The 17,750-nt window shown below is 63.2% G+C and carries 22 protein-coding genes; 13 read left to right on the top strand and 9 right to left on the bottom strand.

Annotated elements, in window-relative coordinates; translation table 11 throughout:
- The first annotated feature begins 31 nt into the window (after positions 1-31).
- Positions 32-781: a triose-phosphate isomerase gene (gene tpiA / locus K3759_RS06170; protein WP_259984997.1), complete on the top strand. Its 750-nt coding sequence runs from the start codon at positions 32-34 to the stop codon at positions 779-781.
- Between the two features lie 45 nt (positions 782-826).
- On the opposite strand, the gene K3759_RS06165 is transcribed toward tpiA, so the two are convergent.
- Complete coding sequence (locus K3759_RS06165) at positions 827-1,288, bottom strand: Lrp/AsnC family transcriptional regulator (protein WP_007120312.1); 462 nt, start codon at positions 1,286-1,288, stop codon at positions 827-829.
- A gap of 144 nt (positions 1,289-1,432) precedes the next feature.
- Between K3759_RS06165 and cysG the strand changes: the two genes are divergently transcribed.
- From cysG to K3759_RS06110, 11 genes are all read left to right on the top strand, one after another.
- Positions 1,433-2,827, top strand: a complete 1,395-nt coding sequence (cysG, locus tag K3759_RS06160) for a siroheme synthase CysG (RefSeq protein ID WP_259984993.1) — start codon at positions 1,433-1,435, stop codon at positions 2,825-2,827.
- A 1-nt stretch (position 2,828) separates the two neighbouring features.
- Positions 2,829-3,125 carry a DUF2849 domain-containing protein gene (locus K3759_RS06155; protein ID WP_259984990.1) on the top strand — a complete coding sequence of 99 codons (297 nt, stop codon included), beginning with the start codon at positions 2,829-2,831 and terminating at the stop codon, positions 3,123-3,125.
- The gene (locus K3759_RS06150; RefSeq protein WP_259984987.1) at positions 3,125-4,801 is read left to right on the top strand and encodes a nitrite/sulfite reductase; all 1,677 of its coding nucleotides are present in this window, start codon (positions 3,125-3,127) and stop codon (positions 4,799-4,801) included. Before K3759_RS06155 ends, K3759_RS06150 begins: the two co-directional genes overlap by 1 nt.
- Positions 4,791-5,582: a phosphoadenylyl-sulfate reductase gene (locus K3759_RS06145; RefSeq protein ID WP_259984985.1), complete on the top strand. Its 792-nt coding sequence runs from the start codon at positions 4,791-4,793 to the stop codon at positions 5,580-5,582. The genes K3759_RS06150 and K3759_RS06145 overlap by 11 nt, the downstream gene beginning before the upstream one ends.
- Positions 5,579-6,010 (top strand): DUF934 domain-containing protein, encoded by a 432-nt coding sequence (locus K3759_RS06140; protein ID WP_259984982.1) that lies wholly within the window; start codon positions 5,579-5,581, stop codon positions 6,008-6,010. The genes K3759_RS06145 and K3759_RS06140 overlap by 4 nt, the downstream gene beginning before the upstream one ends.
- A gap of 68 nt (positions 6,011-6,078) precedes the next feature.
- Positions 6,079-6,927: a ferredoxin--NADP reductase gene (locus K3759_RS06135; RefSeq protein WP_259984980.1), complete on the top strand. Its 849-nt coding sequence runs from the start codon at positions 6,079-6,081 to the stop codon at positions 6,925-6,927.
- 189 nt (positions 6,928-7,116) lie between these two features.
- Entirely contained in the window at positions 7,117-7,377 is a 261-nt protein-coding gene (locus K3759_RS06130) for a pilus assembly protein PilP (protein WP_259984978.1), read from the top strand.
- 65 nt (positions 7,378-7,442) lie between these two features.
- On the top strand, positions 7,443-8,096 hold the full coding sequence (locus K3759_RS06125) for an SDR family oxidoreductase (protein WP_259984975.1): 654 nt from the start codon (positions 7,443-7,445) through the stop codon (positions 8,094-8,096).
- 72 nt (positions 8,097-8,168) lie between these two features.
- A complete protein-coding gene (surE, locus tag K3759_RS06120; protein ID WP_259984972.1) occupies positions 8,169-8,954 on the top strand; it encodes a 5'/3'-nucleotidase SurE in 786 nt (261 codons plus the stop codon).
- Positions 8,951-9,607: a protein-L-isoaspartate(D-aspartate) O-methyltransferase gene (locus tag K3759_RS06115; RefSeq protein WP_259984970.1), complete on the top strand. Its 657-nt coding sequence runs from the start codon at positions 8,951-8,953 to the stop codon at positions 9,605-9,607. Before surE ends, K3759_RS06115 begins: the two co-directional genes overlap by 4 nt.
- 55 nt (positions 9,608-9,662) lie before the next feature.
- Positions 9,663-10,913, top strand: a complete 1,251-nt coding sequence (locus tag K3759_RS06110; RefSeq protein ID WP_259984968.1) for a M23 family metallopeptidase — start codon at positions 9,663-9,665, stop codon at positions 10,911-10,913.
- Positions 10,914-10,979: 66 nt separating this feature from the next.
- On the opposite strand, the gene K3759_RS06105 is transcribed toward K3759_RS06110, so the two are convergent.
- The 4 genes from K3759_RS06105 to K3759_RS06090 are packed head-to-tail and all read right to left on the bottom strand — an operon-like array spanning position 10,980 to position 13,606.
- On the bottom strand, positions 10,980-11,828 hold the full coding sequence (locus tag K3759_RS06105; RefSeq protein ID WP_259984966.1) for an ATP-binding protein: 849 nt from the start codon (positions 11,826-11,828) through the stop codon (positions 10,980-10,982).
- Positions 11,825-12,682 (bottom strand): twin-arginine translocase subunit TatC, encoded by an 858-nt coding sequence (gene tatC, locus K3759_RS06100; RefSeq protein ID WP_259984963.1) that lies wholly within the window; start codon positions 12,680-12,682, stop codon positions 11,825-11,827. Before tatC ends, K3759_RS06105 begins: the two co-directional genes overlap by 4 nt.
- 5 nt (positions 12,683-12,687) lie before the next feature.
- On the bottom strand, positions 12,688-13,332 hold the full coding sequence (gene tatB, locus K3759_RS06095; protein ID WP_259984961.1) for a Sec-independent protein translocase protein TatB: 645 nt from the start codon (positions 13,330-13,332) through the stop codon (positions 12,688-12,690).
- Between the two features lie 4 nt (positions 13,333-13,336).
- Complete coding sequence (locus tag K3759_RS06090; protein ID WP_259984959.1) at positions 13,337-13,606, bottom strand: twin-arginine translocase TatA/TatE family subunit; 270 nt, start codon at positions 13,604-13,606, stop codon at positions 13,337-13,339.
- 184 nt (positions 13,607-13,790) lie between these two features.
- Between K3759_RS06090 and K3759_RS06085 the strand changes: the two genes are divergently transcribed.
- The gene (locus K3759_RS06085) at positions 13,791-14,453 is read left to right on the top strand and encodes a YafY family protein (RefSeq protein WP_259984957.1); all 663 of its coding nucleotides are present in this window, start codon (positions 13,791-13,793) and stop codon (positions 14,451-14,453) included.
- Between the two features lie 7 nt (positions 14,454-14,460).
- On the opposite strand, the gene K3759_RS06080 is transcribed toward K3759_RS06085, so the two are convergent.
- From K3759_RS06080 to K3759_RS06065, 4 genes are read right to left on the bottom strand one after another with little or no spacing between them, the layout of a single operon-like run.
- A complete protein-coding gene (locus K3759_RS06080) occupies positions 14,461-14,817 on the bottom strand; it encodes a Lin0512 family protein (protein ID WP_259984955.1) in 357 nt (118 codons plus the stop codon).
- Complete coding sequence (locus tag K3759_RS06075) at positions 14,810-15,160, bottom strand: Lin0512 family protein (protein ID WP_259984953.1); 351 nt, start codon at positions 15,158-15,160, stop codon at positions 14,810-14,812. The genes K3759_RS06080 and K3759_RS06075 overlap by 8 nt, the downstream gene beginning before the upstream one ends.
- Positions 15,157-16,245 (bottom strand): ABC transporter ATP-binding protein, encoded by a 1,089-nt coding sequence (locus tag K3759_RS06070; protein ID WP_259984951.1) that lies wholly within the window; start codon positions 16,243-16,245, stop codon positions 15,157-15,159. Before K3759_RS06070 ends, K3759_RS06075 begins: the two co-directional genes overlap by 4 nt.
- 43 nt (positions 16,246-16,288) lie before the next feature.
- Entirely contained in the window at positions 16,289-17,647 is a 1,359-nt protein-coding gene (locus K3759_RS06065; RefSeq protein WP_259984948.1) for a sodium:proline symporter, read from the bottom strand.
- Positions 17,648-17,750: the final 103 nt, after the last annotated feature.

Raw genomic sequence — 17,750 nt, 5'->3', positions numbered from 1 at the left:
CTGGCAACAGTAACAGATCAGGACGGAACCGATGCGCCCCAAAATCGCCGCCGGCAACTGGAAGATGAACGGCACCGCCGCCTCTTTGGCAGAGCTTCACAGCCTTGCCACGGGCCTGCCCGAAAACCCGCCACAGGTCGTGATCTGCCCGCCCAGCACCCTGCTGTTCCGCGCCACCGACGCGACCCACGGCAGCCCGATCCAGATCGGTGCGCAGGATTGCCATGCCGAAGATGCGGGCGCTTATACGGGCGATATTTCCGCCTCCATGGTGGCCGACAGCGGCGCGACCCATGTGATCCTTGGCCATTCCGAACGCCGCGATGCGCACCGTGAGACCGACGCCGATGTGCAAGCCAAGACCCGCGCCGCTTGGGCTGCCGGGCTCACCGCCATTGTCTGTATCGGCGAGAGTGAGGCACAGCGTGACGCGGACCAAACGCTCGACATCATCGGGGGCCAGCTTGACGGCTCCCTCTCCGATGCTGTTGATGCGGAAAATACCGTGATCGCCTATGAGCCGATCTGGGCCATCGGCACCGGTAAAGTGCCCAGCATCGCGCAGATCAAAGAAGTGCATGACTTCATCCGCACGCGCCTCATCAGTCGTTTCGGTGCAGATATCGGCAATGCGCTTCCCCTGCTCTACGGCGGCTCGGTGAAAGCAACAAATGCGGTCGAGATCTTTGCAGTGGAGAATGTCGACGGCGCGTTAGTCGGCGGGGCCAGCCTCAAGGCCGCGGACTTCGCGCCCATCGTCGCAGCGCTCGCGCAGTCCTGAAAACAACCGGGGCGGCCATCTGAAAAGATGCGCCGCCCCAAGGTTTTACAACGGCAGCATCGTCGTCGATTTGATCTCTTCCATCGACAAAAGCGCAGTCACGTTGTGCACCTTCACCTCCGAAATCAGCGCCTGATAGAACACATCATAGGCCCGCGCATTCTTGACCCGTACCTTTAGAATGTAGTCGATATCCCCCGCCAGCCGGTGCGCCTCTTGCACCTCTGGCCGGTCTTGCAACGCCTTCAGAAACGCCGCCTGCCACGCTGCCTCATGCTCCGAGGTGCGGATCAGCACGAAAAAGCACGCCTCAAACCCAAGCGCTTCGGAATCCAGCACCACGGTCTGTTGCCCGATCACCCCGGCCTCCCGCAGCTTGCGGATCCGATTCCACACCGGGGTCTTCGAAGAGCCCACTTCGCGGGCGATATCGTCCAGAGATTGGCTCGCATCCCGTTGCAGCTGCGCCAAAATCTTCCGGTCGGTCTCATCAATTCGGACAGTCATTCTCTTCTCTCTCGTCCCGGCAGGACGTTCATACTCAACCTACGGCCATAGCGAACACATGTTCTTATCTGCGCCAGCAACTAGCCAATTATTGGGAATATTTCCTATATAAGAGGTCACGTCAAACAGAATACAGGGCGCATCATGGATCACTTTCCCATCTTCCTCGCCACGAGCGAGCAAAAGATCCTCCTTTCCGGCGGCGGCGAAGCGGCGCTGGCCAAGTTGCGCCTGCTGATGAAGACCAAAGCCGCGCTGCATATCTTTGCGCCCGCCCCCGCGCCAGAGCTTGTCGAATGGCAGGCGGCGGGCAAGCTGACCCTGCACCGCCGCGCCCTCACTGCCGCCGACCTGCCCGGTGCCCTGCTGTTCTATGCGGCAGATGAGGATGACGTGCTTGATGCCGAAAACGCGGCCCTTGCCCGCGCGGCTGGCGTGCTGGTCAACATCGTCGACAATCTGCACGACAGCCAGTTCATCACCCCCGCCATCGTCGACCGTGACCCGGTGACCGTGGCCATCGGCACCGAAGGCGCCGCCCCGGTGCTGGCCCGCGCCATCAAAGCCGATTTGGAAGAGCGTCTGCCCGTCACCCTCGGCCCGCTTGCGCGGATCGGCAAAGGTTTCCGCAAGCTCGCCGACGCCCTGCCCATGGGCCGCGCGCGCCGCGATTTCTGGCGCGACTACTATTTTGCCGCTGGCCCCCGCGCCATGGACGAGGGCAAGGATAGCGTGCGCCCGGCGTTGAAAGACCTGCTGCAAACGCATCTCACCCGCGAAGCCCGCGCAGGGCATGTGGCCTTTGTCGGCGGCGGCCCCGGTGATCCGGAACTGCTGACTCTCAAGGCCCGCCGCGCGCTGGATGAGGCCGATGTGGTGATCTACGACCGCTTGATCAGCCCCGAGATTCTCGAACTCGCCCGCCGCGAAGCGCTGATGATCGACGTGGGCAAAGAGGGTTTCGGACCCTCCACGGCCCAAGAGCACATCAACGCCCTGCTGGTCGAGCACGCCCAAAGCGGCGCGCAGGTGGTGCGGCTGAAATCCGGCGATGCCACCGTCTTTGGCCGCCTCGACGAAGAAATCGACGCCGTAGACGCCCATGACATCGGCTGGCACATCGTGCCCGGCATCACTGCCGCCTCTGCCGCCGTAGCGGGCATCGGTCAAAGCCTGACCAAACGGGGCCGCAATGCCTCGGTCCGCTTCCTGACCGGGCATGACATGAAAGGTTTCGCCGATCACGACTGGGCCGCCCTCTCCCGCCCCAACGAGGTCGCCGCGATCTATATGGGCAAGAAATCCGCCCGTTTCGTCCAAGGCCGCCTGCTGATGCACGGGGCCGACCGGGCCACACCCGTCACCGTGATCGAAAACGCCTCGCGCGCCGATCAGCGGGTGCTGTCGACCACGCTCAACGATTTGCCGCGCGATCTGGCCGATGCCGAAATGACCGGCCCCGCGCTCACCTTCTACGGCCTCGCCCCGCGCGCCGCCGTCCAAGCTGCCACCGAAACCCCGCTAGAGGAGCTGGCCTGATATGCCCAAGCCTTTCACCCCCAAGGTCATCACCGCCAATGCGCTGCTCGAAGGCGACGTTGTCTACCAAACCGCCACCGGCTGGACCCGCAGCCTTTCCGAGGCCGAGGTGCTGACCGATGAGGCCGACGCTGACCTGCGCCTGATCGACGCGCTCACGCAGCAAGATTTGGTCGTCGGCGTCTACCTCGCCGATGTGGCCCCCGATACGGGCGGCCCGCGCCCCACACATTTCCGCGAAGAGTTCCGCGCCAAAGGCCCGTCGAACTACGCCCACGGCAAACAGGAGACCCTGTGATGTATAGCTACACCGAATTCGACGACAAATTCCTCGCCGAGCGCAACGCCCAGTTCCGCGCCCAAGTCGAGCGCCGCATCGACGGCTCACTCACCGAGGATGAGTTCAAACCGCTGCGCTTGATGAATGGGCTCTACTTGCAACTGCACGCCTATATGCTGCGCGTGGCGATCCCCTATGGCACGCTCAACAGCGCCCAGATGGATCAACTCGCCTATATCGCCGAGCGGTGGGACAAGGGCTACGGCCACTTCACCACGCGTCAGAACATCCAGTACAACTGGCCCGAGCTGCGCGACGTGCCCGACATGCTCGACGCGCTGGCCGAGGTGAAGCTGCACGCGATCCAGACCTCTGGCAACACCATCCGCAACGTGACGGCGGACCATTTCGCCGGGGCCGCCGCCGATGAGGTCGCCGACCCACGCCCCGTGGCCGAGTTGATCCGACAGTGGTCCACCGACCACCCGGAATTCCAGTTCCTGCCGCGCAAGTTCAAGGTCGCCGTCACCGGTGCCGCCGCTGACCGTGCGGTGATCAAGGCCCATGACATCGGCCTGCGCATCGTTGAGCGTGACGGCCAACAGGGTTTCGAGGTCATCGTCGGCGGTGGCCTTGGCCGCACCCCGATGATCGGCAAGGTGCTCTACGACTTCGTCAGCGCCGACGACCTGCTGCCCACGCTCGAAGCCATCGTCAGCGTCTACAACGTGCTGGGCCGCCGCGATAACAAATACAAAGCGCGCATCAAGATCACTGTCCACGAAAACGGCATTGAAGACATCCGCGCCCGCGTTGACGCGCAATATGCGCTGATCCGCAGCCAATTCACCGGCGTTGACCAGCAAATGCTGTCGCGCATCGAAGCCGATTTCGCAGCACCCGAGTTCAAAACCGCCTCCCTCGCGGCCTACGAGTCCGCCTATACCAACGATCCGGTCTTCCGCGCATGGGCCGATACCAACCTCGCCGAGCACCGCGCGCCGGGCTATGCCATCGTCTCGATCAGCCTCAAGGCCCATGGCGCCACGCCGGGTGACGCGACGGCGGACCAAATGCGGGTGATGGCCGACCTCGCCCGCCGCTTTGGCCATGACGAGCTGCGCATCAGCCATGAGCAAAACGTGATCCTCCCCCATGTGCACCGCAGCGACCTGCCCGAACTGCACGCCGCGCTGAAAGAGGCGAAACTGGCCACCGCCAACATCGGGTTGATCTCCGACATCATCGCCTGCCCCGGCATGGACTATTGCGCGCTGGCCACCGCCCGCTCGATCCCCATCGCGCAGGAAATCGCGACCCGGTTCGACGAGCTGAAGCTCGAGCACGACGTGGGCCCGCTCAAGATCAAGATCTCCGGCTGCATCAACGCCTGCGGCCACCACCACGTCGGCCACATCGGCATCCTCGGCCTCGACCGTGCGGGCGTGGAGAACTACCAAATCACGCTGGGCGGCGACGGCACTGAGAACGCCAGCATCGGTGAACGCGCGGGCCCCGGTTTCTCGGCTGAGGAAATCATCCCGGCCATCGAACGCCTCGTTCTGGGCTATCTCGACCTGCGTAACGATCCTTCGGAGACCTTTCTGCAAGCCTACCGCCGCCTCGGCCTCGCCCCCTTCAAGGCCGCGCTTTACCCTGAGACGGCCAGCAAGGATCAGGCCAATGCCGCTTGACACCCCTGAACTTCATCCTTTTTCAAATACCGCTGCGCCGTCCCCCGAGGGGCTGCGCGCGGTCGAGGAAAAGGTAGCGCGGCTTAATGCCGACCTGCGCCACCACGGGGCCACGGATGTCATCCGCCGCGCCGATGCTGAGATCGAGAACCTCACCCTCGTCTCCAGCTTTGGCGCGGAGTCGGTGGCGCTGTTGCACCTTGCCTCCATGGTGTCGCGGGATATTCCGGTGCTCTTTATCGACACCGAAATGCTCTTTGCCGAAACGCTGGTTTACCAGCAGGAGCTGAGCGAACGCCTCGGCCTGCGCAATGTCACCACCCTGCGCAGCGAAGAGATCGCAGCACAGGATCCCGATGGCACGCTGCACCAATATGACACCGACGCCTGCTGTGCCTTGCGCAAGACCCGGCCTCTGCAGAGCGCGCTGGCGGGCTATGATGGCTGGATCACCGGGCGCAAACGCTTCCAATCGGGCAGCCGCGCGGCCTTGGAATTCTTCGAGGCCGAAGTTCCCAAAGACGGGGCCGCGCCGCGTATCAAGGTGAACCCGCTGGCCTATTGGGCAACCTCGGATGTGGCGGATTACATTGCCGAGAACCGCCTGCCCCGGCACCCGCTGGTGGCCAAGGGCTACCCTTCGATCGGCTGTGCGCCCTGCACCTCGCCGGTGGCTCCGGGCGAAGACCCGCGCGCCGGGCGTTGGCGCGATCAGAACAAAGAAGAATGCGGCATCCATTTTGTGAATGGCAAAGTGGTCCGAACAGGAGACAAATCATGAGCGTACTCGTAACCGACACCGGTTTCACCGCCAACGACTGGACCCATGGCTATTGCAAAGAAGGGGCAGCGAATGACTGCCGCGCCATTGATCTTGGCTCGGACGCCGATGCCCATGCCGTCACCTTGACCCCGGCGCTGGAGATGATCCGTGTCGACTTCCCCTCTTTCGCGGATGGGCGCGGCTTTACCATCGCCCGCGTTCTGCGCCTGCGCGGTTACACGGGCCGTCTGCGCGCCCGCGGGCATGTGCTGGCTGATCAATACGCCATGGCGCGCCGCGCGGGGTTCGATGAGGTTGAGATCGACGATGATCTGGCCGCCCGTCAGCCGCAGGACCAGTGGCTCGCCCGCGCTGACTGGCAGGCACACAACTATCAGTCCCGTCTGCGCGGCGCGGCGTCCCCACAGGCAGCGGCGGCCGAATAGGCCGCTTCATTGCCCTCACCCCTTCCTTGCCATAAATAGAGGCCGCAAACCGATTTGCGGAAATCATGATGACCGAGCAGAGCACAGTGAACCAGACCACCGCCAAGCCCGTCCCGACGTTGCCCGACGCCCAGACCGTGACCTCTGTCACCCATTGGACGGACCAGCTTTTCTCTTTCCGCGTCTCGCGCCCGGCGAGCCTGCGTTTCCGCTCGGGCGAGTTCGTGATGATCGGCCTGATGGGCGACCCGCATCCCGAAACCGGAAAGCAAAAACCGCTGCTGCGCGCCTATTCCATCGCCTCGCCTGCGTGGGACGATGAGTTGGAGTTCTATTCGATCAAAGTGCAGGACGGCCCGCTGACCTCCAAGCTGCAGCACATCCAGCCCGGCGATCAGATCATCCTGCGGCCCAAGCCCGTGGGCACGCTGGTGCATGACGCGTTGCTGCCCGGCGACCGGCTGTGGATGTTCGCCACCGGCACCGGCTTTGCCCCTTTCGCCAGTCTGCTGCGTGAGCCCGAGACCTATGAGAAATTCGACGAGGTTATCGTCACCCACACCTGCCGCGATGTGGCGGAACTGGAGTATGGCCGACAGTTGATCGAAGGACTGAAGGCCGACGAACTGATGCAAGAGCTGATCGGCCCCGAAAACCTCGCCAAGATCCGCTATTACCCGACCACCACCCGCGAAGAGAGCCCCAAAATGGGCCGGATCACGCACCTTTTGCAGGATGGCACGGTGTTCAAAGATCTCGGCGTGCCTCAGATCAACGCCGCCCACGACCGCGCCATGGTCTGCGGCAGCCTGGGCTTCAACAAGGATATCATGGAGATTCTCGAAGGCTTTGGCCTGACCGAGGGTGCCAATTCCGACCCCCAGCATTTCGTCGTTGAAAAGGCTTTCGTGGGCTAACCCGAGTTAAGCCTTACGAAAGGTCGCAGCGTTACAAAGGAGCCGTCGGCGCTGCTTTGCCGACGATCAAGCAGAACCCTGCGCATCCCCAAAACGCCCCCTTCCGCTGCACTGCGGCAGGGGTTAGCTGACGGTTTGCGAGCGCGGGGGACTGCCGCGCGAAACGCAACCACAGGCGAAAGGCACATCATGGCGAGCACTGGGACCCCGACCCCAAAGAAAGTCTCCGATCTGGCAACTGAAAAGGCCGATCTGTCCAGCACCGCGCTGATTGGCATCTTCGGCAGCGACAGCACGCCCGGCGCGCTGATCCGCGAAGGCGGCGGCAAGATTTCCCGCGTCGAAGTGGGCGATCAAGTCGCAGGCGGTATTGTGGCGGCCATTGGACAGGGCACACTCGTGCTCTCTAGCCGTCGCGGCAATAAGGTACTGCGCTTGCCGCAGGGCTGACACGATCAAAGGGGCGCGACACCGCGCCTCTTGACCTGCCGCGCGGGGCAGTGCACATCGCGGTCATGAGCAAGACAGCATTGATCACCGGCGCGTCGCGCGGCCTTGGAGCCGCATTGGCAGAGGCCTTTGCCCCCACCCATCATATCATCGCGGTCGGTCGCACAACCGGCGCGTTGGAAGAGCTGGATGACCGCATCCAAGCCAAGGGTGGCAGCGCCACACTGGCCCCGATGGACATCACCAACGCCGATGCGATGGCCGTGCTCTGCCGTGGTATCCACGACCGCTGGGGGGGTCTGGACCTTTGGTTGCATTGCGCGATCCATGCGGCACCGCTCACCCCGACCGACCATATCGACGCTAAGGATATGGAGAAATCCATTGCCGGCAACATCACCGCCACGGCGCGGCTGATCACCTTCGTCTCGCCGCTTCTTGGGACGGATGGCACGGCGGTCTTTTTTGACGATCCGCGCGCTGGTACGAAATTCTTCGGCAGCTACGGGGCCACCAAGGCCGCGCAGATCGCGCTGGCGACCTCTTGGCAGGTCGAGACCGCGCAGATCGGCCCGCGCGTCCATATCCTCATGCCCGACCCGATGCCCACCGCCACCCGCGCGCGCTTCTTCCCCGGTGAAGACCGCGCGGCGCTGAGCGACACCGCCACGCAGGCCGCTGCGGTATTGGCGCAACTGTCGGAAAACTCCGCCTCCTGAACCGCGCGGCACCGGCGCGCTGCGCTTGCCGCCGGTCCGCCCCTCGCCTATCAAGGCAAAAAGGGGCCTTTCATGCGCATTCTGATTACAAACGATGACGGCATCAACGCGCCCGGTCTGGCCGTGCTGCGCGCCATTGCCGAGGAGTTGGCCGGGCCTAAGGGCGAGGTCTGGACCGTTGCACCCGCATTCGAGCAATCCGGCGTGGGCCATTGCATCAGCTACACCAAGCCGATGATGATCTCGCAACTGGACGACCGTGTTTTCGCTACCGAAGGCTCCCCCGCCGACTGCGTGCTCGCCGCGATCTACGACACGATGACCGCCGCCCCGCCTGATCTGGTGCTTTCCGGCGTGAACCGGGGCAACAATGCCGCTGAAAACGCGCTCTATTCCGGGACGCTTGGCGGCGCGATCGAGGCGGCCCTGCAGGGCCTTCCCGCCATCGCCCTGTCGCAATACTACGGCCCGGCGAACCGCGATCTGGCCGATCCTTTTGAGGCCGCCGCCCAACACGGCGTTGAAACCTGCCGCCGCATTCTGGACCACAGTCCCAGCGAAGAGGCCGCCTATGGCCTTTTCTACAACGTTAACTTCCCCCCCGTCGCGGGTGCGGACGTGCGCGGCATCCGGCTGGCCCCTCAGGGCCGTCGCCCCGGCACCGGGTTTTCGACCGAAGCGCATCTGTCGCCCTCGGGCCGGCGCTTTTTGTGGATCAAGGGTGGGGATCAGCGTGTGCAGACCGCAGCGGGCAGCGACGCCTGCGTGAACCTTGACGGCTACGTTTCGGTCACCCCAATGCGCTGCGACCTGACGGACCACGCAGCACTTGAAACGCTCACAGGCATTAACGGATGAACGAAGAGCCGATCTCTGAGGCCGAACGCAAGATGCAGTTCCTCTACGCGCTGCGCTCCAAGGGCGTGACGGACGCGCGTGTCCTGACAGCGATGGAAGCGATCGACCGCGGCCCCTTCATTCGCGGCATCTTCGCAAGCCGCGCCTATGAGGATATGCCCCTGCCCATCGCCTGCGGCCAGACGATCAGCCAACCCTCCGTCGTGGGCTTGATGAGCCAAGCCTTGCAGGTGTCATCCCGCGATAAGGTGCTCGAAATCGGCACAGGCTCGGGCTATCAGGCGGCGATCCTCAGCAAGCTCGCGCGGCGGGTCTATACGATCGACCGGCACCGGCGCTTGGTGCAAGAAGCCCGTGGCGTGTTTGAGGCGATGGATCTTAACAACATCACCGCGATCACCGCCGACGGTAGCTTTGGCCTTGCCGAGCAGGCGCCATTCGACCGGATCATCGTGACCGCCGCCGCTGAAGACCCGCCCGGCCCCCTGCTTGCCCAACTAAAAGAGGGTGGCATCATGGTGCTGCCCGTGGGCCAATCCGACACGGTTCAGCACCTAATTCGTGTGCGAAAGACCGCTGACGGGCTGGAATACGACGAATTGCGTGCCGTGCGCTTTGTCCCCCTGCTGGAAGGCTTGGGCAAGGACGGTTAATAGGTTAGAGAGACAACGCCCCATATCGTTCAGGGGCGAGGATGAGGACTTGCAGATGCGCCAAACACGCTTGCGCCGCCCCATGCGGCTGACCCTAATGGCCGGAACCAGTGCGATACTGCTGGCCGGTTGCGAAAATCAGCCGCTGGACTACGACATGCGCAGCACCTTTGGCGATGGCTTTACGACCGCCGACGCCGCGCGCGGGCCACTGGCCGAGCGGCCCAAACCTGACGCGCGGGGGGTGATCGCCTACCCCACATATCAGGTGGCCGTCGCCCGGCGCGGTGATACCTTGAAGGACGTGGCCAACCGTGTAGGGGCCAACGGCAATGAACTGGCGCGTTACAACGGCATCGAACTGGACGTGCCGCTGCGTCAAGGAGAGATCATTGCCCTGCCCCGCCGTGTGGCCGAACCCGCCCCCGGCACCGATGGCAGCGTCGACATCACCACCCTCGCAGGCAGCGCGATTGACCGCGCCCCGGTGACGCCAACGGTGCAGACGCAAAGTCTGCCGCCCGCAAGCAGCAACCCCACCACAAGCGCGCCCGCACCTCAGCCCGCGGCACCGCAATCCAAAGAGCCCGTCCGTCACCGGGTGGAGCGCGGCGAGACGGCCTATACCGTTGCCCGCCTCTATAATGTGCCAGTCAAAGCGCTGGCCGAATGGAACGGCCTTGGCCCCGATTTCGCGATCCGTGAAGGTCAATTCCTACTGATCCCGGTCGAAAAGCAAGCGCCCCCACGTCTGGCCACCAACACCGCCTCCAGCGCCGCCGCATCGCGGCCCCTTGAGCCGGTCACCAGCGCCCCCGGCGCAGGCAGCCCCACACCGACGCCCCCCTCGGCTGCCAAGCCGCTGCCGCAGGATGAGACCGCGAAACCTTTGCCGCCCAAAGCCGAGCCTGAAAAACCCGTGGCCGATGTCGGCAAGCCAACTGCACCCGCGAAAGCCTCCAAAATGACGCCGCCTGTCCAAGGCTCTATCATCCGCGCTTATGCGAAGGGCAAGAATGAAGGTATCAACATCCAAGGCAGCCCCGGCGCACCGGTCAAGGCCGCCGAAGGGGGCACCGTCGCCGCCATCACCAAGAGCGCAGAGGGCATCCCGATTGTCGTGGTGCGCCACCCGGACAACCTGTTGACCGTCTATGCCAATGTGGACGGCGTCAATGTTGCAAAAGGCGATACCGTCAGCCGAGGCCAGCAGATTGCGAAACTGCGCGGCGGATCGGAATCGCATGTGCATTTCGAAGTGCGCAAAGGCTTTGAGAGCGTCGATCCAACGCCATACATTCAGTAAACGGACGACATAAGGGGCCTGCAGATCATGCAGGCCCCCTTAATTCTAGACCCCAGAAAGCGTCACTCACCCGCCTGAGACGTGGACACCCTTTCGGCCTGCCAAATCTACGAAATACTGCCACGCCACCCGGCCCGAACGGGCACCCCGCGTGGCCTGCCATTCGACGGCCTCGGCGCGCAATGTGTCCTCGTCAATCTTGACGCCGAAGGCATCGCAATATCCACGGATCATGGCGAGATACTGGTCTTGATCGCAGGGATGGAACCCAAGCCACAGCCCAAAACGGTCAGAGAGAGAGACCTTCTCCTCCACCGCCTCCGAGGGATTGATCGCACTGCCACGCTCATTCTCGATCATGTCGCGCGGCATCAGGTGACGGCGGTTCGATGTGGCATAGAGCACGACGTTATCAGGCCGCCCCTCAATGCCGCCATCCAGCACCGCCTTCAGCGATTTGTAATGCGCGTCGTCATGGCCAAAGCTGAGGTCATCGCAGAAGAGAATGAATCGCTGCGACGCCCCGCGCAGAAGGCTCAGCAGACGCCCGACCGAAGGCAGGTCTTCGCGCTGCAACTCCACGATGCGCAACGCTTCATGTGATGCTTGAACATCCGCATGCATCGCTTTGACAAGGCTGGATTTCCCCATACCCCGCGCACCCCAAAGCAGTGCGTTATTTGCTGGCAGTCCGGCAGCAAACTGGCGTGTGTTGGCCAAAAGGGTATCCCTTGCCCGGTCAACGCCAATCAGCAATGACAGGTCAATCCGCGCGACCTGCGGCACCGGCACCAGTCGATCAGGATCTGTGTGCCAGACGAACGCCGTCGCCGCGTCAAAGTCCGGGGCTGAAAGCGGCGCCGGAGACATACGCTCCAGCGCCGCCGCAATACGGTCCATCGGGTCGTCGATCACAGCAGGTCTTCCTCGTCCTCGTCGTCAAAGTAGCCCTCTTCGCGCAGCTTTTCGTCACGCTTTTTCTCGACCCGGCGCACGAGGAAGATCGAGATTTCATAAAGGCCATAGACCACCACGAAGAGGATCACCTGCGTGATCACGTCCGGCGGGGTGACCAGCGCGGCCAACACCAGGATCGCCACCACAGCATATTTACGGACGTTGCCAAGACCTTCAGAACTGACCAGCCCGGCCTTGCCCATCAGCGTCAGCAGAACAGGAAGCTGGAAGCAAAGACCAAAGGCCACGATGAACTTGATCGTAAGCGAAAGGTATTCCTGCGCGGAGCCTTGGAAAGCGATGGCGGCGATGCCGCTCTCGCCATCCGGGCCCTCACCAACAAGCGTGCCAGCCTGCTGGAACCCAAGGAAGAAGTCGAAGGCCAGCGGGGTGACGACGTAGAAGGCAAAGGCCGCGCCGAGGAAAAACATCACCGGCGAGGAAATCAGGAAGGGCAGAAAGGCGCCCTTCTCGTTCTTGTAAAGCCCCGGTGCCACAAAGCGCCACAGCTGGTAGCTAATGAAGGGAAAGCCCAGCACCAGACCGCCCAAAAGCGAGATCGAGATCGCAACAAAGAAACCTTCTTGCAACTTGATTAGGATCAGCCCGCAGTCGTCCTGACCCCGTTCCGCCATGGCCGAGCACAGCGGTTCGGTCAGGAAGTTGAAGATCGGATTCCAGACGGTAAAGCAGATCACCATACCGATGATGAAGGCGATGACAGAGTGGATGAGCCGCGTGCGCAACTCGGCCAGATGCTCGATCAGCGGGGCCGAGCTGTCGTCGATATCATAGTCGTCGGAGGCGCTCATTTAATTTACTCTTTTTTCGCAGCAGGTTTGGCTGTCGCTGGCTTCTTGGCGGCAGGCTTTTTCGCAGCGGGTTTCTTGGCCGCGGGCTTTTTAGCCGCCGCTTTGGCAGGGGCCGGTTTGGCCACCTCTTTCTCGATCACGGGACGCGCCGGTGCCGTCTTTTTCGCGGCCGTCTTGGCGGTGGCGGGTTTGGCAGCCTCTACCGGGGTCGCGTCAGACAGCTTCGCCTCCGCCGCCTCGGCCTGCGCCATGGCCTCTGCCGCCTCGCGTTGCTTGCGCTCGGCTGCAGCGCGGGCAGTGCTGGCTTGGATCTTTTTCACATCCTCTGCCTTTTGCGCCGCCAGTTTGCCGGTCTCGCTGTCGGGGTCAAAGTTGGTCAGCGAACGGGTCGCGTCCTTCACCTCGTCCATCGCGCTGCCCAACGGGTTGGTCGCCGTTTTCAGCGATTTGTTCAGCGAGGAGGACATCTCGCGCATACCGCTTTCATCAGCGGCGTCGTTCATCGCCTGACTGAATTCACGCGCCATGCCCTTGGCCTTGCCCACGAATTGCCCGACGCGCCGAAACAGCACGGGCAGGTCCTTGGGGCCGACCACGATCAGGGCCACCACGCCAATGACCAGAAGTTCCGTCCAACCCAGATCGAACATCGGGTTACACCCGGTCCTTGTCGGCCTTCAGGTCGGTCTTTGGATGCGTGCCCTGATCGGCATGCTCGGGCAGGTCAGCATGGTGCACTTCGTCGACATGTTTGATGTCGTCCGCGCGCTTGGTCTCTTCTTCGCCTTCGCTGATGCCCTTTTTGAAGCTGGTGATGCCTTTGCCGACTTCGCCCATGAGCGAGGAAATCTTGCCACGGCCAAAAAGCACCAGCACGACAACCGCGATCAGCAGCAGGCCCGGCAATCCGATATTGTTCAACATGTCTGTTCTCCCATTATGTTTGGCGCAAGTCATGCAGCGCCTGTCCTGCCTGTGATAGCGGGCGGCGACGGGGCCATGAAGGGGCAAAGCGGTGTGGCGGTGCCTCCGCGTGGGGTGGGAGCCAGAATTTCCGACGTGCAATTTCGTTTGTGACATGTTTTTGTCATGAGCGTTAGGGGGCGCCATGGTGTCAGTAAAAACCGAAGACCGCCTTGTGGCGCTGATCGACCGGCTGCGGGATGGGCAGGTGCACCGGGCCGAGGATCTGGCCCGTCGCTTTGGTATCTCCACCCGCACGATCTACCGCGATATGGACAAGCTCAGCGCCTCTGGCCTCCCCGTTGCCGGGACGCGGGGCGAAGGCTATCGGATCACCCCCGCGATCACCCTGCCCCCGCTGACCCTGACCCCGGCAGAGCTGGAGGCGTTGAACCTCGGTCTTGCGGTGGCGGCGGAGGTCGGGGATCCGGGGCTGCAAGAGGCGGCGGAGACTTTGGCCGCGAAGTTCGACGCGGTACTGCCGACCGAGGCCATTGCCGAGGGGGCCGCTTGGTCACAAGCGCTGAGGTCGCAGGGAAAAGCCACACGGGTCTTCGCCCATCTCCCGGTGTTGCGTGCGGCAGTACAGGCGCGGCAAAAGTTACGGATCGGAGTAGCGGACAGCGGCGGTCAAGTCGTCCGACCGCTGAAGGTCGAGAATTGGGGGCGGTTTTGGGTGCTGACCGTGTGGTCCGAGAGCGCGGAGCGCTTTGCCACCTTCCGGCTGGACCTGATCGAGAGTGCCGAAGCCCTGCCCGAACTCTTCGTTGATGAACCGGGGAAGACTTTGGCGGACTACCGCGCCTGAGCGCGCATTAACGCTTGAGCCGCCAACCGGTTTGCTGGGGCAAGAACGCCTCGACACTCGCCTGCGCCACGACAATCGTGTCCTGCCCCGTCGGCACGTTCAGTCCGCCTTTCACGGCACGCACCTCGGCCCGACCGCGCGGCAGCTTTGCCGCCAACGCGTCGACATCCACCTTCTCAGGCTCCTGCACTGCCACGGTAACCTGCACGCGCATCTCATCCGGTGTCACGTCCAACGCGCCAAACAGCGGCAGGGAAGAATGGCGCAAGGCGTCTTCGATCGCGCGGGCGCAGGCTTTGGTATAGTCCATCCCGTGCAGATCGTTGCCCATGCCCATCTCGATGATGATCCGTTGTTCAGCCATCGGTGCGCTCCATGTCAAACCCCACAGAGAGCGCCACATTGGCCATCACGGTCGGGTTGCCCTCCCCTTCGGGGCGCGGCACGTCGAGGCCGCCGTGGTGCAGGTTCACTGTCACTTCGCCGTAAGGGAAGACCGCCCGCAGCGCCTCGGCATCCACCAGATCGGGGCGCTGCACGCCCACGTCGAGGGTGACGCGCATGTCGGATTTGTCGAAACCGAAAAGTTCGGCCAGATTGATCGAATTGTGCCACAACGCATCCTGCACGGCGCGTTTGGCGGCTTGGGTATAGTCGCCCCGGCGCAGGGACGAGCCCATGCCGAATTCCACCATCAGCGGGGTCATGATTTCACCGGAAAGACAAAGCAGCGGTCGCGGCGGACGGTCAGCCACATGACAGCGCCGGGTTGCGGCAGGAAGACGTTCGGCACCGTGGCTTTGAGCCGCGAGCCGTCTTGGTCGAGGACAAATTCCACAAGGCTTTCGTTGCCCATAAAGCGCGCGCGTTCGACCACCGCGCGTGCCGGGGTGCCATCGGTCGATGTGGGGCGCGGCCCTTGCCCCGCGCGGTCGAAGTCGATCCGTAGATGCTGCGGGCGGAACACGATATTCACCTTGGTGCCATCCGGCAGACCGGGGGCGAGGAACTCACCAAAGACCGTCTCGGCCAGTGCACCGTTCACCGTGGCCTCCAACACATTGGCATCGCTGAAAAATGCGACCGAAGCGCGGTCAACGGGCCGGGTATAGACATTGTAAGGCGCGCCTTGCTGGACGATCTTGCCATCACGCATCAGGGCGATCTCATCGGCCATGCGCATTGCCTCATCCGGCTCATGGGTGACCAGAAGAACGGCGGTGTCCTCTTCTTTCAGGATGCTCAGCGTCTCGTCCCGGATGCCGTCACGCAGACGATTGTCGAGGCCGGAAAAGGGTTCATCCATTAACATGATGCGCGGCTGCGGCGCCAACGCACGGGCCAGCGCCACGCGCTGCTGCTCTCCGCCCGAAAGCTGATGCGGGTAGCCGTCGATGTAGCGCAGCAGGTCCACCCGTTCGAGCAATTCCTCAATCCGCTTGCGCTTCTCGGCCTTGGTGCCCTTCTTAAGGCCAAAGCCCACGTTGTCGGCCACGCTCAGATGCGGGAACAGGGCGAAATCCTGAAACATCAGCCCAATCTCGCGCCGCTCTGGCGGGACGCGAAACACCGTGTCGCAGATCAGCTTGCCGTCGACGTGGATCGTGCCGCTGTCTTGCATCTCAACGCCGGCGATCATGCGCAGCGTGGTGGATTTGCCGCAGCCCGAGGGGCCGAGCAGACAGGTCACCTGCCCCGGCATGATCTGCAAAGACACGTCATCGACAACCTGCCGCCCGCCATAGCTGCGGCGCAGGTTCTTGATTTCCAGGCGGGGGGTGGGGTCTGTCATAAGAAGATGCAGTATCCGATCAAATCGCTCGGAAACCCAGCTATCAGCCTCGCCGCGCCCCCGCAAGCACCGCTGCGAACCCGGCCAGCAGCACGATCACGCAAATCACCAACAATTGCTCGTATTTATGCCCCTCGGGCAGGAGGGCCGCCACCGGCGCCCAGCCCCGCGCGAAATAGGCCGCAGCCCCGAGCATCGCGGCGGCAAAGGCGGCGAGATAACTCCAGACCGCGATGCGGCGCCCCGCCACCAGCCCCACCAGCAGCACCGGGGTAAGGAACATCGACGCGGTCCCGCTGACCGCCACGGCATCGAAAAGCGTGGCATTGCCCCAGAGCGTCAACAGCGCACCAAGCGCCATGAACCCCGCCATCACCAGCCGCCCGCCCCTCAGGCTGCGCGGCGCGATGCGCCATTCTTCGACCATCAGCCGCGCGGCCGAGGCCAGCGCGGAATCAAGCGTCGACAGTGCCGAGACCAGCAGCGACAGCATCAGCGCCACGAAAATCCAGCCCGGAAACATCTGCCCCCATGTGCCGATCAATTCGCCTTCATATGCCGCACCGGTCAGGCTGGCTTGGATGCCGAAAAAGCCAAAGCCGATGATGCAGAGCGTCGAAATCCAAAAGGCGTGCAGGAAAGAGGCCCGCGTGGTTGCCTCATCTGCCAGAAAGCCACGGTCCATCATCACCGGGTCATGGGCGGGGTAGGAGAAGACCTGCAACAAGGCCACCGCTAAAAGCACCCAGCCGTTATAGGGCCCCGAGACGCCCGGCGCACTCAGCACCGCGCCAAGTTCGAACCCCGGGCTCAGCAGCAGCGCGCCAAGCGCGAGGCCGAAAACGACAAGAAAGACCAGCATCTGCACCACATCCGTGCGCAGCGCGGCGGAAAGCCCGCCCCATGCCGAATAGCCAAAGCCCAAAGCCGCGACGATCAGCACCGCCAGCGTGCCAGACCCGGGCCAGACGGCCTCGAAAATCAGCGCGACGACCAGCAGATTGGCAAAAACCTCCGACAGCAACCGCAGCCCGATCACGAGGTTATAGGCCGCTGTGCCCGCCCCGCCGAAATGGCCGCCCAGCCAGTCCTGCACCGAGCGCGCCCCGCCGCGGCGCAGGTGGCCGACGATATAGCCGCCCGTCAGGAACGATCCGTAATAGGCCGCATAGGCCAGTGTGCCTGCGATACCGTAGAAATAGCCCAAGATCGCCGCGTTCATCAGGCTGCGGGCGAAAATCCACGTGGTAACTTGGCTCAGCACCAGCACCCAAAGTCCCGGCGCGCGGCCCGCCGCATTGGCCCCGCCAAAGAACCCCTCGATTGTGGCACGGCGCGGCGCGACAAGCAGGCTGGCAAGGATGACAGCCGCGAAGAGAACAATTAAAACGGTGCTTTGCATCGGGCAGGCCCTTTCGGTGAGACAACCCCTTTAGCGTTAGCCGCGCGGCTTGAAGTGGGCTAGTCCCGAAACACACGCTGTCAGAAATGTGATGGCCCGGCGG

Origin of the sequence: Sulfitobacter sp. W027, from assembly GCF_025143985.1 — a bacterium.
Taxonomy (GTDB): Bacteria; Pseudomonadota; Alphaproteobacteria; order Rhodobacterales; family Rhodobacteraceae; genus Sulfitobacter.
Note: the sequence above shows the minus strand (reverse complement) of the source record. Positions and strands in the feature narration are given on the sequence as shown.